This window comes from Niastella sp. sgz303648, from assembly GCF_059587045.1.
Genome location: NZ_JCAPSW010000006.1, coordinates 140482 through 154382 on the forward strand (window position 1 = coordinate 140482; position 13901 = coordinate 154382).

A 13901-nucleotide genomic window follows, 5' to 3' on the forward strand; every position below is an offset into this window, starting at 1 on the left:
TATGTTTTTATTGGCGAGTGGTAAGTAGTTAGTAACGAGTGGAGCCGGAGGTCGGGGATCTGAAGTCAGAAGTTTGAAGTCGGAAGTCGGAAGTCTGAAGTTGACGAGTTGAAAAGTTAACAGGTTTACAGGAGTGAAAGAAACGGAGAGACAATTGCCAATTGCCCATTGCCAATTGCCTGTTTATAACGAGTGCTTCTTATCTTCAATCACATTCTTCAACGTCCATTCAACCTGTTTTTCGAAGGGGCGCCGGCGAACGGTGCAATCATCTTTTGTACAGATGCTGCAGGAAAAATCGAGGCAGGGATCGGTATGCACAAAAAACTCAATTGCGTTCCCAAATTCGCGTTTGATAAGCCGGCCCAGCTCTTCCACTTCCTTATGCGCTTCCACTACATTCAGGTACCAGGGAACCGTTAGGTGGCAATCGATATGCAGCTGACCACCGTATTTTATTACCCGCAGGTTGTGCAGGTCGATCCAGTTCGGACGCCGATTGGCATTCAAAACAGCAAGCATTTTTAATAACAGTTCCTTGTCGGCCTCATCCATAATGCCGGCCAGCGAATGGCGCAGAATATGATAACCGGTGTAAATAATGACAAATGCAAAGATGATGGCTGTTACGCTATCGAGCCAGCTCAATCCAGTTAACCTGATTAGCCCTAGTCCAACAATAATACCAAGGGTTGAATAGGTGTCGGACTGCAGGTGTTTGCCACTGGCAATTAAAGCGAGGGAATTATTTTTCTTTCCGTTCCTGATGCTAATCCATCCAACTACATAGTTGATGACAGCAGTAACGGCCACCAATATAATCCCCTGATCGAGTTTTTGCAGCTGGTGGTGATGGATGAAATTATTGATCGATTCGTAAATAATAACCATGCCCGCAACAAGGATGAGGGTACCTTCTACCGCGGCCGATAAAAACTCGGCTTTTCCATGACCGTACGGATGGTTTTCATCGCGCGGTTTGGCGGCCACATACAAACTGAACAAACCAATAAAACCTGCTATTACATTTACGGTGCTTTCGAGCGCATCGGTTAATATGGCAACGGAGCGGGTAAGCCAAAAGGCCACAATTTTAATGATAAACAGTAATACTGCTACTGTTACTACCCATTTCTGTATTCGAAGATTTTCACGGCCTGAATTCAATACAAGCAATTTGGGGCGAAGGTAAGGCGCAAAGGGCAATGGGCAATACGCAGTTACAGGTTTCAGGTTACAGCGTTACCAGTTACCAGGAATCCGGTAACCGGCAACTGCATCAACTTATCTGCGGTTGCTCTTTAACCACCTTTTTACGGGCAATCATTTTGCGTACAGTTCTGAAGATGCGGTAATAGAATTCTTTATTGAACAATTGCGAATCGTGTAAGGCTTTGTAAATGAGAAACAGACCCAGCGGAACCAGCACAGCCGTAGCCAGCCACATACCGGCCATGGGTTGTAAAACATCTTCCTTTACGAACTTTTTACCGAAGTTGTTGAGCAGAAAAAAGATCACAAAAAATACCACCGCAAATACAACTGGTGTTCCGATGCCTCCTTTTCGAACAATAGATCCCAGGGGAGCGCCTATGAGAAACAATACCAGCACCGCAATAGACATGGTGAATTTTTCGTGCCATACCATCAGGTGCATACGCAGATCTTTTCTTTTTGACTCATAGTCCCACGAAGGCCCTTCAATAGTGGCTTTAACCGAATTGGCGAATGAAATGCTTTGGTCGAGCACAGACGTTTTAACCGAAACAGGCATTTTATCGGTGGGCGATATTTTTAAACTGTCGGGCAACATGTCAATAAATTTGACGCCTTTTTTTACCGGCGGGGCCTTTACGTTTATCCATCCGGTATCGAGGTATTTCGAAAATTCGAGATAGGTCTGCAGTTCGTGGCGGTCGCGCTCCTGGAACTTCGTAAGCGTTTTTTCGAGCGAATCGATATTTTTACCCAACTGCCGGGTGCTTAACATTTCATAACGGTCTTTGTATGCACTATCGTTGGTGCGGGTTAAGGCCAGCGAGCTCAGGTCGAGCACTTTTTTGTATTCTTTAAAACCAAGTCGTATAAAATCGGTGTTGTTGCCGTAGCGGTTGCCCCGTTCTTCATAACGCCATCCGTTAAACAGGGTAAATTCCAAAAAACGTTTATCAGACGAAATGCGCATGATGCCTTTTTCGGCTGCTACAATATTATCCTGAGGGCCGGTACTGCTTTCGTAAATGATCACATTATGAAGAATGGAATCCTTTTCTTTTTTCGAAACCTTGATGGCATAATCGGGAATGGTGGTATAAAAAACGCCTTCCTTCAAATCAAAGGCAGGTTTTTTATTTACGAGGTCGTAATGCAATGTTTTCATTTTCAGGTTGGCCACCGGAATAACATAGTTGTTGAACATAAATGCCAGACCCGATAACATTAAGGCTGCAACAAGCAGGGGAAGCATAAATCGCAGCAAACCGATGCCTGCCGATTTAATGGCTACCAGTTCAAAAGTTTCGCCGAGGTTGCCAAAGGTCATGATCGACGACAGCAGAATAGCCAGCGGCAATGCCAGTGGAACAAGGGTAGCGCTGAGGTAAAGCACAAGACGCAGCATTGTAATCACATCGATGCCTTTACCAACAAAATCATCTATCCACAACCAGAAGAACTGAAGTATCAGTACAAACAGGGTGAGGAAAAAGGTTGCGATAAAAGGACCGATAAATGATCGCAATACCAGTATGTCGAGTTTTTTTATCACGGTTATAAAGTTTAAAGTATAAGGTTTAAAGTTTAAGGTGGAGCCCGATAATCGGTCAGTTTTTGTAATCGGCTACCAACCTTATACCTTATACCTGAAACTTATACTTTTGTAAAATGGACGCCGCAAAAATACATCTTTCAGCAGAGGAATTATCGTTGGTTCAAAATGCCGGCTGGCTTTTAACAAAGAATACAATTATTGAAAAAGTTTATGTTTTGTTTGGCGAAATCGCCCATGAATTGCGTGGGCGTATCGATGCTGCCAACCCGGTCTGGCTGAGCGAAGAAGTGCGGATAATTTCGCCGAAAATATCAAAAGGCGAAAATTACCGGGGATTGCCTTATGTAATGCTTGATTATCCGCGTTTATTCGGCCGTGAGCATACGTTTGCCATTCGCACGTTTTTCTGGTGGGGCCATTTTTTCAGTGTTACCCTTCATGTAAAGGGGCAATACAAAAAGCAGTACCAGCAAAGCCTGCTGCATCATCTGCCAATGCTGGCAGAGCGTGCATTTTACATATGTATCGGTGAAGATGAATGGCGCCATGAATTTGAAGAAGACAATTACATACCCCTCAGCCAGTTGAATTATACTGCTGTTCAAAAAATTTTGCTGGCTAATAATTTCTGTAAGCTATCCGCCAAAATTTCACTTCCTCAATGGAATCAGTCAAAAGAATTATTAATTGAGTGTTTCGAGACAATCTTTTCATCCATCAATTACCAAGCCGGTGAAAAAGATCTTTCACCTGATAATCCCATAGCTGGCTCTGGTCTTTAACATCCCCTTTATCTGCAAAATCCTTGATCACAAGGATGGTCTGATTCGTTACTTCTGATTTCTCAATTCTGAATTCAAAAAATTCTTCTTTGGGTGCATGCAACCAATGAAATCGTATGAATTTTTCTTCTTCGCTTTCCATAACCTCCGCCTTGTCGATTGTTCCATTCCATGAAAAACTAAAAATGCTATCCCGTTCGTCCACCTTATCGGCAAACCATTCCTGCAAACCTGCCGGCGTACTAAGGAATTCGTATAAAATGGAAGGAGAACATCTTACCGGATACTCTAACGTAAATATGTGTTTCTTACTCATCTAACCCTTGTATTGATCTTTTTTGCAAGTACCAATGGTGCAATTATAGAAAAATAATGCAACCATCAAAATTTTTTTTTCATTTCCAGGCTTCAAAAGTGGTAAAAACCCTTAAATATCCGAAAAAAAATTATGTATTTGACAAACAAGGGGTTACGAATATGTTTGATGAGAATACAATTATTCGTTAAATTGGTGTGCATATGTTTTTTAAGAACTTAATGCTGATTCATATAACAAATTGATCGGGTATTTCGTTTTTTGAAAGCCATTGACCTTTATTAACCTAAAAAACCCTTTAAAATGACCTACCTATGAGTATGCGGCAACTCAAGATCACGAAATCAATTACGAATCGTGAATCTCAGAGCCTTGAAAAATACTTGCAGGAGATCGGAAAAGTTGAATTGATTAGCCCGGAAGAAGAAGTGAAGCTCGCCGGATTAATCAAGCAAGGAAATCAGGCAGCCCTTGACAAACTAACCAAAGCGAACCTCCGGTTCGTGGTATCCGTAGCCAAGCAGTATCAGAATCAAGGTCTCTCTCTACCAGACCTCATCAATGAGGGTAATTTGGGACTAATCAAAGCAGCACAGCGTTTTGATGAAACCCGTGGTTTTAAATTCATTTCCTACGCCGTATGGTGGATTCGCCAAAGCATTCTTCAGGCATTAGCCGAACAATCGCGTATTGTAAGGCTTCCCTTGAACAAGGTTGGGTTAACAAACAAAATCCAGAAAGCATTTTCGCAACTGGAACAGGAGTTTGAACGGGAACCCTCGCCCGAAGAGCTGGCCGAACTGCTGGAACTGGAAACCGATGAGGTATCAGCTACCCTGGGCATTGCAGCCCGGCACGTAAGCATGGATACGCCACTATCTGAAGGGGAAGACAATACCCTGATAGATGTGTTGGAAAATCACAATGCTGAGCGGGCCGAGACCAACATCGAGCACAAAGAGTCGCTTAAACAGGAAATCGAGCGCTCTATGAAAATGCTTACCGAGCGGCAAAAAGAAGTGATCTGCTATTTCTTTGGTTTAGGTGTCGATCATCCCATGAGCCTGGAGGATATCGGAGATAAATTTAATCTCACCCGCGAGCGGGTACGTCAAATCAAGGATAAGGCAATAACGAAGCTGCGCACCAATTCGCGTTCAAAGGCCCTGCGGGGATATTTGGGCGTATAACCTTAAAAAGTATAAGCCGGCAAAAGAAACTTTACACAACAACAATTTACTTCCTGTAAATTTGCAGTCCTTAAAGTGAATATAACTTACCTTATATTCACTTTTTTGCTTTTATGAAGGAACTCGCGCAAAGGCGCTAAAGCACAAAGAAAACTGATTTAATTTTTTCCGTACATCCGGAATTTAGCAAATTGGTGTTTTAATTTTAAGCTGAGAACCCCATTCAATAAAACATTGCGACTTTGCGTCTTAGCGCGAAATCATTTGAACTGAGAAAAACAGGAAGTTATGTTTGAAAATCTTACCGACCGGCTCGAATCGGCCCTTAAACAGATAAAAGGTGAAGGCCGAATCACCGAGCTGAATATTGCCGCCACTGTAAAAGACATCCGCCGCGCACTGGTAGATGCCGATGTGAACTATAAAATTGCCAAGGAATTTACCGATAAGGTGAAAGACAAGGCACTGGGCCATAAAGTATTAACCGCCGTAAGCCCCGGTCAGTTAATGGTGAAGATCGTTAAAGACGAACTGGCCGAACTGATGGGCGGTACCGAAAGCGATTTTAATGCAAAAGGCAATCCCGCCGTTATTCTGATCGCCGGATTACAGGGTTCCGGTAAAACCACCTTCAGCGCCAAACTGGCCAACTTTCTTAAAACCAAAGGTCGCTTTTCGCCCATGCTGGTGGCCGCGGATATTTACCGCCCGGCAGCGATAGACCAGTTGAAAGTACTGGGCGAACAAATTCAGGTTGACGTATACAGCGAGCCCGAAAATAAAAATGCGGTTGAGATTGCCAACAATGCGATCAAAGAAGCCCGCAGTAAAAATAAAAACGTGGTGATCATCGATACTGCCGGCCGCCTGGCCATCGACGAGGCCATGATGACCGAGGTTGCCAACATAAAATCGGCTGTAAATCCGCAGGAAATATTGTTTGTGGTTGACTCCATGACCGGTCAGGATGCGGTGAACACGGCAAAAGCGTTTAATGATCGCCTTAACTTCACCGGCGTGGTATTGACCAAGTTAGATGGTGATACACGGGGTGGGGCAGCCCTTTCGATCAAATACACCGTTCAAAAACCCATCAAGTTTGTAAGCAGTGGCGAAAAGCTCGATACGCTCGATGTGTTTTACCCCGAACGTATGGCCCAGCGTATTTTGGGCATGGGTGATATTACCACCCTCGTAGAAAGAGCGCAGGAACAGTTCGACGAAGAGCAGGCCCGCAAGCTCGAAAAAAAGATACGTAAGAACCAGTTCAATTTCGAAGACTTTAAACAACAGCTTGAGCAGATCAAGAAAATGGGTAACATCAAGGATCTGCTGGGTATGATACCAGGTGTTGGCAAAGCCGTAAAAGACATCGACATCAGCGACGATGCTTTTAAAGGCATTGAAGCCATGATCAATTCCATGACGCCGTTGGAGCGTACCGAGCCCGATGTGATTGATATGAAACGCAAAATGCGCATTGCCAAAGGCGCCGGAAAGGATATTGGCGAGGTTAACGCCTTTTTGAAGCAATTTGAGCAAATGAAACAAATGATGAAGATGATGAATAAGATGCCGATGGGCCGCATGGGAATGCCGAAACGGTAAGCGGGGAAGGTTGAAAAGTTGATTAGTTAACAGGTTGAAAAGGTTGGCCTGCTTACCTGTAAAATGCGAAATTTATTAACTTGTTAACTAAATTAAATACGTTCTTTGCAGAATAATAGCGTAATAATTCAGGTAATTGTTGATCTGAATTATTAAATTTGGAAAAATCAGTTCGATTGTTATTTTTGCAATCGTTAAATGAAAAGTAACCCTATTTGTTCACGCATTTAAATTTCTATTTAAGATGCCAGTTAAAATCAGACTGCAACGCCATGGGTCTAAAAAAAGACCTTTTTATTTCATCGTAGTGGCCGATGCCCGTTCTCCCCGGGATGGTAAATTTATCCAGAAGTTAGGTACGTACAATCCGCTTACAGTTCCTGCTACAATTCAGTTAGATCGCCAGAAGGCTCTGGATTGGTTGCACAAGGGTGCTCAACCTACTGATACCGTTCGCAGAATATTGTCTTACAAAGGTGTGCTGTACCTCAAACATTTGTTGCGTGGTGTAAAACTGGGTCTGTTCGACGAAGCTACCGCTATGGAAAAATTCCAGAAGTGGCATGCCGAACATGAAGTTACGGTTAAAAAGCGCCAGGAAACAAATGCCCGTGATAGAAGACCTCGCCGTGGCGGAGCCGGTGCACCTCCCATACGCAGAGGCAGAGGAGAATAATCCTGAAGCAGTATAGCTAACTGTCAACTTGTTGTAAAATCCTGTCCTGATTAGATCGGGACGGGATTTTTTTTATATCGCAAGGCGGTCATCCTTAACGGGGCGACCGCCTTGTTTGCTTTTGGAGAGGTTTACAGTTATTTTTGCGCCATGACTAATTATCATAGCGTTGGTAAACTGGTGGCAACATTTGGGGTAAAAGGCGAGGTGGTATTGCATCATCATCTGGGCAAAAAAACATCGCTCAAAGACCTTGAAACCGTTTTTGTTGAAGAAAAGAAGGATGAAATGCTGCCGTATTTTATTGAAAGTACGCGCATTAAGAACGAGGAAGAATTGTTTATAAAGTTCGAGGGCATCGAAACAAAAGAAGCTGCAACAAAGCTTATACAAAAAAAGGTCTGGCTTACGCAGGACGATTTTAATAAATATGCCGCCAAATCGGCACCCATCGCCTTACTGGGCTTTCATATCATCAACGAAGGAACCGACCTGGGCGAAATTCTGGAAGTGATTGAACAGCCGCACCAGGTGCTTTGCCTCATCGAAATAAATGGCAAGGAGGCCCTGATACCCGTACATGAAGATTTTCTGCTGAAAATTGATAAAAAGAAAAAACAGGTGCATGTTGAGCTGCCTGAAGGGTTGCTTGATATTTATAAGTAAGAAGTAATTTGAAAATGTACTAATTTGAAAATTTGAAAATGAAATACCGTTGGCTACTTAAAAGCATTTTCAAATTTGCATATTTTCAAATTTTCAAATTGACTAAATGAACAGTCCGCAACGCATCATAGCGCATTTTGATCTCGATGCATTCTTCGTTTCGGTGGAGTGTTTGAACAATCCTTCACTGAAAGGAAAGCCTTTGATCGTGGGCGGGCGTGAGCGTGGGGTAGTGGCAGCCTGTAGTTATGAAGCCCGTAAATTCGGTATTCATTCGGCCATGCCCATGAAAACAGCCATGCGGTTATGTCCGCATGCAACGGTGGTGAAAGGCAGTCGCGGCGAATACAGCCGCTATTCGCGCTGGGTTACCGAAATAATAGCCGCAAAAGCTCCTTTGTTCGAAAAGGCTTCCATTGATGAGTTTTATCTTGACCTAACAGGCATGGACAAGTATTTTAATCCCTCGCAGTGGACGATCGACCTGCGGCAGGAAATTATCGATAAAACCGGATTGCCTATTTCGTTTGGGCTGGCATCGAACAAAATGGTGGCAAAAATTGCTACCGATGAGGCTAAACCCAATGGCTATCTGCATATCGCTTTTGGAAGGGAAAGGGAATTTCTGGCATCATTAAAAGTGAACAAAATTCCGGGGGTAGGCGAACATATGCACCAGGCATTACGCGAACTGGGCATCGAAACCATTGCCGATCTGGCCGCGCAGCCCATTGAGTTGCTCGAAAACCGCTTTGGTAAATATGGCGGCGACTTATGGAACAAAGCACATGGCATTCATCACGGCGAAGTAGTGCCTTACCATGAAGCCAAATCTATTTCAACCGAAAGCACTTTTGAAGAAAATATTCTTGATACCGACCGGCTGCTGAGCGAGTTGGTAGGCATGACGGAGCGGGTGGCCTATGAGCTTCGCCAGGATAATAAAATGGCCGGTTGCATTGCTGTAAAAATACGCTATCCCGATTTTGAAACCACTTCGCGCCAAACCACCATTGCCTATACTTTTTATGATGATGAGCTGATTCCCAAGGCTAAAGATCTGTTTCACAAGCTTTATCGCAAGGGGCATGCGGTAAGACTGCTGGGAGTGCGGCTAAGCGAACTCACCGATGAGGCCGTGCAAACCAATTTATTTAGTGATGTTGAAAAAAAGACCGAGCTTTATAAGGCTATCGACGATGTAAAAAACCGGTATGGCAGCAATTCAATAACAAAGGCCACCGGTTTGTGATTCATTCAATATAGTAGCAACCCGGATTCTGTACTTCCGAAAACAAAAATTAAATATCAGTCTACTTTATCGGTAGGGATTATTATCTTCGTACTCCTTTTAAGGGTGACATCATTTTTATTAACCTAAAATACGAGTAATATGAGTTTACGATTGGGTGACATTGCCCCTAATTTTCAGGCTAAAACAACCGCCGGCGACATTGATTTTTACGAATACCTTGGTAATGGCTGGGGAATTTTGTTTTCGCACCCTGCAGACTATACTCCGGTATGTACTACCGAATTAGGTAAAACAGCTTTGTTGCAGGAAGAATTTGCCAAACGCAATGTTAAAGTGCTGGCTGTAAGTGTTGATCCGCTCGATAAACACCTTGGCTGGGTAAATGATATCAATGAAACACAGAATTGCACTGTTGGGTTTCCTATCATTGCCGATGAAAACAGAAATGTGGCTACGTTATACGATATGATTCATCCCAATGCTTCAGAAACTTTTACTGTTCGCTCGCTGTTTGTGATAGGCCCCGATAAAAAGGTTAAACTGATGATCACCTATCCTGCTTCAACAGGAAGAAACTTTTATGAAGTATTACGGGTTGTTGATTCACTGCAATTGACAGCTAATTACAGCGTTGCTACTCCAGCCGACTGGAAACATGGTGAAGATGTAATTGTGGTGCCTGCTGTTTCAACCGACGATGCCATTAAGAAATTCCCCAAAGGTGTAAAAGTGGTGAAGCCTTACCTGCGCTATACACCTCAGCCGGATAAATGATAACATCGCATTCGATGATAATAATAAAAAATCCCGCAACAGCGGGATTTTTTATTATACAGCGTTATCCGGCTCTGATTTCGGATATAAAAACAAGAAGGCCGGTTGCAGAAGCAACCAGCCGTTATTCCTCTAAATCTCAGAAACGTGTCCCCGTTCAGAAATATTTTTATCAAACCCGGATGTATACCTGGTGAGTGAACCGGAACTGCGGCTGAGCGCAGAAACCCCCGAAGAGCATCAGCCGCCCGGTTCTTCCACTTTGAAGGTTTAAAGGGGTAATGAATTATTTTGTTATAAACATCATGCCGACAGATGCTCAATAATTTTTACTTCCTGTTTTATAAACCGCATGTTATAGGGAATATTCTGCAGGTTTACAAGTACCAGATTCAATGCACTCATTGGTAAGGCAGTTTCATATCGTTCATCTTCGGGCGAAACCGGAATCAATGCTAATAATTCTACAGAGCATTGTTCAGGCAACGGCAGCACAAAAAAAGTATACCGAAGGGTGATTACACCGGTGAAATCGGCCGGTATATAACATAACTTACCCAAAGCAAAATGTTGCGCATTGGAAACCGTTTCAGGCGCCAGCTCAACAGGAGGCTCGGGCCCTGCCTGCACACATGAAAAAGATACAATGCTTCCTGTAGGCACATTGGTACAATTGATCACAAAAAGCACATCTTCGCCTATAGGATGATGCCTGTACTGCACCGAAATAAAACCAATCACCTCATTGGGCAATCGCTGAGTTGCTGAATTGTTAACCATAAGCTATTTTTAACCTGTTGGACATAAGTACAAACCAGCTTCGCCTGCAATTTTAAAAAGCTTCCATTTGTTGGATGCAGCGATAATCATATTGTTTCATTGGGTACCGGCGGCGTCCCCGCATGTGTTAATACATTCCCTTATCTGCAGGCGAAACTGAATTTGTTTTTGAACCTGGTTTTTACTCCGCCGAGGATATTATATAAAGAACCGACAACCACAATTACGAATTCATGTACCTGTTAGTGACCAACCGATTAAATTTATTTATGATAAATAATTTGTATTTGTTGTTGTGTTTTGTAATAAAGAGCTTACCGGTATCGTACATCGATGATGAAGCAAATGTCAAAACATTACCGGTTAAACACAACCGCTGAAGTACCTGAAAAAAAATCAGGTACTTTTACGGGGTAGCGCTTTCTTGCTTTTTTATGCAGCTTTACATAGTTTTGAAAAAAACATTTTTAACCTCAAATCCTAAACTATGTCAGAAACCAGCATTCAGGTGGGTACCACCTACAATATTCCTCTTGCAGACGCTGAAAGATATACAGCAGCCTGGAGAGAAGCACACCGTGACTCAGATAGGGCTTTCACCATTAATGTGCAGGAATTAAAGGACATCCTTGAAGAGCTTGGCAACCGTCATCCCTTTCATTGCCCTATTAAAGAAATCCGCGTTTACTTTGGCATTAAAGACGATGGAAAAGAAGGGTTGATATTGGTAGGTGTTGATAAAGAAGGGAGAGATATTACCACACTTCCTCCGAAAACCGAAGGGGCAACTGAGGATTCAGGAACCTACGATTTTACCAAGCCATGCCCATCTACCTGCGATGAAACCAGCCCGTTGAGTTGAGTAACATTATCAGACCTCTTATTGATTGCTATTTAAACTTGTAACAATTTAAACTGATGTTCCACTATTTAAAGCAAATAGTGTTTGAGGTGGCCTCCTATGCAGTGGGGCCACCTTTGTTGCTGGGTATTTGGAAATATAGAAAACTACCGGCCGCAGGCAGGCTTATTAGTATTCATTTACTATTTGCCGGCCTTATAGCGTTGGTTGCAGAGTTGTTGTGGTATTACCGTACCAACAATTTATTTTTACTGCATATTTTTACTGTAGAAGAATGCGGAATGATTTTGTGGTTTTATAGTTATTTACTCAGTGGATTTATAAACAGGAAATTATTTCTTTATATTTTCTTTTTCTTCTTTGCTTTTGCAGCGATCAATTCTGTTTTTTTTCAGCCACTAACGCAATTCAATACTTACGCACGTAGTATTGAAGCGGTTATCATCGTTTTTTGCGCTATCGCTTTTTTTTATAAAATGCTGAGTGATATTAATATTGAAAGGCCTGAACAGTTGCCTTATTTTTGGATAAATACCGGTTTTCTTATTTATTTTTCCGCTTCCCTGTTATTGTTTACGCTAAGCAATTACATTCGTGATGTTCAACATAAGCAACTAAAATATGATATCTGGACCCTGCATGCATTCTTTTCCATACTTATGTACACGTTTATAGCAATCGGTTTATGGAAATGGCGAAAGAAATAGATATATTTTTCTTTTTGTTCGCCGGCACGTTGGGCATGATAACCCTGGCTGGTGGCGTAATTGCTTTTTTTATGGTGTACCAGCGACGGCTGATGCGCAAGCAGGGCGAACTGCATGAAATGGAAATGAAGCATAAAGAAGAATTGCTGTATAGTAACATTGAAATGCTTGAGAACGAACGGAAGCGTATCGCTAAAGACCTTCACGACGATATAGGACATGTTTTTTCAACTTTGTCGTGGCGGCTTCGGCAGCTGGATGGAAAATCAGGAAGCGAAGAAATAGTCGCCATTCTCAAAGATGCGCAGGATTTGATCAGTACAGGGGTACAAAGCGTAAAAACCATTACCCATGATATGGTGCCCTATGGTTTTGAAATTTTTGGATTGATTACGGCTATTCAAAACCTATGCGACCGGGCAATGGCTTCGGGCCTGCTCGACATAAATTTTGAATACACCGAAAACATGTCTTCTTTACCTGATGACGACTGTTTGAATATTTACCGTATTATACAGGAGCTGATCAGCAATACGATCAAATATGCGGCCGCCAGCCGTATAGATATTCAGCTGGCCGCCACGCCTGATGTATTGGTGTTAAACTATAATGATAACGGTAAAGGATTTGTAATTGAAGAAGGCATCAAAAAAAGAAAGGGGTATGGCCTTAGCAATATCGAAAGCCGTATTCATATGCTTGGCGCCCGGCATACTTATATTACAGCGCCCGGCAAAGGAGTACAGGTAGAAATTATAATACCAATAAAAAATGAGCATGGAGCAAACAACCATACAGGTAGCAGTGGCGGATGATCAGCAATTGTTCCGGCAGTGCCTGGTATCGAATGTAAACCTGTTGCAGCAGGTGCGGGTAATCATGGAAGCAGAAAACGGGCAGCAATTGATTAACCTGTTGCAAACCGCTCCTGTGCAGCCCGATGTGATTTTGCTTGACCTGAACATGCCCGGTATGAACGGGGTAGAAACCACTGAGAAAGTGCGCAATTCCTTTGCAGGCATGAAGATCATTATTTTGTCGGTACACAGTGAGCCCCGGCATGTTATTTACATGATCGAAAAAGGCATCAATGGATATCTGTCGAAACACAGCACACTCGAAGAAGTTGATAAAGCAATAAACGCCGTATACCGCAACGGGTTTTATTTAAGCGAGGAGCTGATGAAATCTATTCAGCACGGGTTGCCTCAGAAAAACAAGAAATTTTATTTTGATGTGCTGGAAACGCTTACCCGGCGCGAGAAAGAAGTGCTCGGTCTTATTTGCAAAGAATTTACAACGCCCGAAATTGCACATCAGTTATTTTTAAGTGAAAGAACGGTAGAAGGTCATCGAAATAATCTTTTAACAAAAACCGGCGCCCGCAATACCGCCGGCCTGGTGATCTTTGCTTTGCGCAACAAACTTGTTGATATATAAGGCAATAGGCAATGGGCAATCGGCAATAGACAATAGGCAATGGGCAATCGGCAATTGCCTCCGTTTCTTTCACTC

Annotated in this window: 15 protein-coding genes; 11 read left to right on the forward strand and 4 right to left on the reverse strand. The window is 42.8% G+C overall.

Annotated features, from left to right (window positions below; translation table 11 throughout):
* Positions 1-183 precede the first annotated feature (183 nt).
* Positions 184-1167: a cation diffusion facilitator family transporter gene (locus AC59IL_RS18805; RefSeq protein WP_496553725.1), complete on the reverse strand. Its 984-nt coding sequence runs from the start codon at positions 1165-1167 to the stop codon at positions 184-186.
* 112 nt (positions 1168-1279) lie between these two features.
* Positions 1280-2767, reverse strand: coding sequence for an LptF/LptG family permease (locus tag AC59IL_RS18810; protein ID WP_496553726.1), 1488 nt, complete (start codon positions 2765-2767; stop codon positions 1280-1282).
* A 116-nt stretch (positions 2768-2883) separates the two neighbouring features.
* Between AC59IL_RS18810 and AC59IL_RS18815 the strand changes: the two genes are divergently transcribed.
* A complete protein-coding gene (locus tag AC59IL_RS18815) occupies positions 2884-3552 on the forward strand; it encodes a hypothetical protein (RefSeq protein ID WP_496553727.1) in 669 nt (222 codons plus the stop codon).
* Here AC59IL_RS18815 and AC59IL_RS18820 read toward each other — a convergent pair.
* Complete coding sequence (locus AC59IL_RS18820) at positions 3488-3868, reverse strand: START-like domain-containing protein (RefSeq protein WP_496553728.1); 381 nt, start codon at positions 3866-3868, stop codon at positions 3488-3490. The genes AC59IL_RS18815 and AC59IL_RS18820 overlap by 65 nt on opposite strands.
* 314 nt (positions 3869-4182) lie before the next feature.
* Between AC59IL_RS18820 and AC59IL_RS18825 the strand changes: the two genes are divergently transcribed.
* From AC59IL_RS18825 to AC59IL_RS18850, 6 genes are all read left to right on the forward strand, one after another.
* On the forward strand, positions 4183-5058 hold the full coding sequence (locus tag AC59IL_RS18825; RefSeq protein WP_496553729.1) for a sigma-70 family RNA polymerase sigma factor: 876 nt from the start codon (positions 4183-4185) through the stop codon (positions 5056-5058).
* A gap of 288 nt (positions 5059-5346) precedes the next feature.
* Entirely contained in the window at positions 5347-6666 is a 1320-nt protein-coding gene (gene ffh, locus AC59IL_RS18830) for a signal recognition particle protein (protein ID WP_496553730.1), read from the forward strand.
* Between the two features lie 244 nt (positions 6667-6910).
* A complete protein-coding gene (gene rpsP, locus AC59IL_RS18835) occupies positions 6911-7342 on the forward strand; it encodes a 30S ribosomal protein S16 (protein WP_496553731.1) in 432 nt (143 codons plus the stop codon).
* A 150-nt stretch (positions 7343-7492) separates the two neighbouring features.
* Positions 7493-8008 (forward strand): ribosome maturation factor RimM, encoded by a 516-nt coding sequence (gene rimM, locus AC59IL_RS18840; protein WP_496553732.1) that lies wholly within the window; start codon positions 7493-7495, stop codon positions 8006-8008.
* A gap of 106 nt (positions 8009-8114) precedes the next feature.
* A complete protein-coding gene (dinB, locus tag AC59IL_RS18845; protein WP_496553733.1) occupies positions 8115-9260 on the forward strand; it encodes a DNA polymerase IV in 1146 nt (381 codons plus the stop codon).
* A 141-nt stretch (positions 9261-9401) separates the two neighbouring features.
* On the forward strand, positions 9402-10037 hold the full coding sequence (locus tag AC59IL_RS18850; RefSeq protein ID WP_496553734.1) for a peroxiredoxin: 636 nt from the start codon (positions 9402-9404) through the stop codon (positions 10035-10037).
* Positions 10038-10340: 303 nt separating this feature from the next.
* Here AC59IL_RS18850 and AC59IL_RS18855 read toward each other — a convergent pair whose 3' ends face one another.
* Complete coding sequence (locus tag AC59IL_RS18855) at positions 10341-10817, reverse strand: hypothetical protein (protein ID WP_496553735.1); 477 nt, start codon at positions 10815-10817, stop codon at positions 10341-10343.
* Between the two features lie 487 nt (positions 10818-11304).
* Between AC59IL_RS18855 and AC59IL_RS18860 the strand changes: the two genes are divergently transcribed.
* The 4 genes from AC59IL_RS18860 to AC59IL_RS18875 are packed head-to-tail and all read left to right on the forward strand — an operon-like array spanning position 11305 to position 13826.
* On the forward strand, positions 11305-11679 hold the full coding sequence (locus tag AC59IL_RS18860; RefSeq protein WP_496553736.1) for a hypothetical protein: 375 nt from the start codon (positions 11305-11307) through the stop codon (positions 11677-11679).
* 56 nt (positions 11680-11735) lie between these two features.
* Entirely contained in the window at positions 11736-12386 is a 651-nt protein-coding gene (locus AC59IL_RS18865) for a hypothetical protein (protein WP_496553737.1), read from the forward strand.
* Positions 12371-13201 (forward strand): sensor histidine kinase, encoded by an 831-nt coding sequence (locus AC59IL_RS18870; RefSeq protein ID WP_496553738.1) that lies wholly within the window; start codon positions 12371-12373, stop codon positions 13199-13201. The genes AC59IL_RS18865 and AC59IL_RS18870 overlap by 16 nt, the downstream gene beginning before the upstream one ends.
* Entirely contained in the window at positions 13164-13826 is a 663-nt protein-coding gene (locus tag AC59IL_RS18875; RefSeq protein ID WP_496553739.1) for a response regulator transcription factor, read from the forward strand. The genes AC59IL_RS18870 and AC59IL_RS18875 overlap by 38 nt, the downstream gene beginning before the upstream one ends.
* Positions 13827-13901: the final 75 nt, after the last annotated feature.

Excerpts from the sequence above, each read along its gene's own strand:
- AC59IL_RS18815 (WP_496553727.1), top strand. The coding sequence starts at position 2,884 with ATGGACGCCGCAAAAATACATCTTTCAGCAGAGGAATTATCGTTGGTT.
- AC59IL_RS18820 (WP_496553728.1), bottom strand. The coding sequence starts at position 3,868 with ATGAGTAAGAAACACATATTTACGTTAGAGTATCCGGTAAGATGTTCT.
- AC59IL_RS18825 (WP_496553729.1), top strand. The coding sequence starts at position 4,183 with ATGAGTATGCGGCAACTCAAGATCACGAAATCAATTACGAATCGTGAA.
- ffh (WP_496553730.1), top strand. The coding sequence starts at position 5,347 with ATGTTTGAAAATCTTACCGACCGGCTCGAATCGGCCCTTAAACAGATA.
- rpsP (WP_496553731.1), top strand. The coding sequence starts at position 6,911 with ATGCCAGTTAAAATCAGACTGCAACGCCATGGGTCTAAAAAAAGACCT.
- rimM (WP_496553732.1), top strand. The coding sequence starts at position 7,493 with ATGACTAATTATCATAGCGTTGGTAAACTGGTGGCAACATTTGGGGTA.
- dinB (WP_496553733.1), top strand. The coding sequence starts at position 8,115 with ATGAACAGTCCGCAACGCATCATAGCGCATTTTGATCTCGATGCATTC.
- AC59IL_RS18850 (WP_496553734.1), top strand. The coding sequence starts at position 9,402 with ATGAGTTTACGATTGGGTGACATTGCCCCTAATTTTCAGGCTAAAACA.
- AC59IL_RS18855 (WP_496553735.1), bottom strand. The coding sequence starts at position 10,817 with ATGGTTAACAATTCAGCAACTCAGCGATTGCCCAATGAGGTGATTGGT.
- AC59IL_RS18860 (WP_496553736.1), top strand. The coding sequence starts at position 11,305 with ATGTCAGAAACCAGCATTCAGGTGGGTACCACCTACAATATTCCTCTT.
- AC59IL_RS18865 (WP_496553737.1), top strand. The coding sequence starts at position 11,736 with ATGTTCCACTATTTAAAGCAAATAGTGTTTGAGGTGGCCTCCTATGCA.
- AC59IL_RS18870 (WP_496553738.1), top strand. The coding sequence starts at position 12,371 with ATGGCGAAAGAAATAGATATATTTTTCTTTTTGTTCGCCGGCACGTTG.
- AC59IL_RS18875 (WP_496553739.1), top strand. The coding sequence starts at position 13,164 with ATGGAGCAAACAACCATACAGGTAGCAGTGGCGGATGATCAGCAATTG.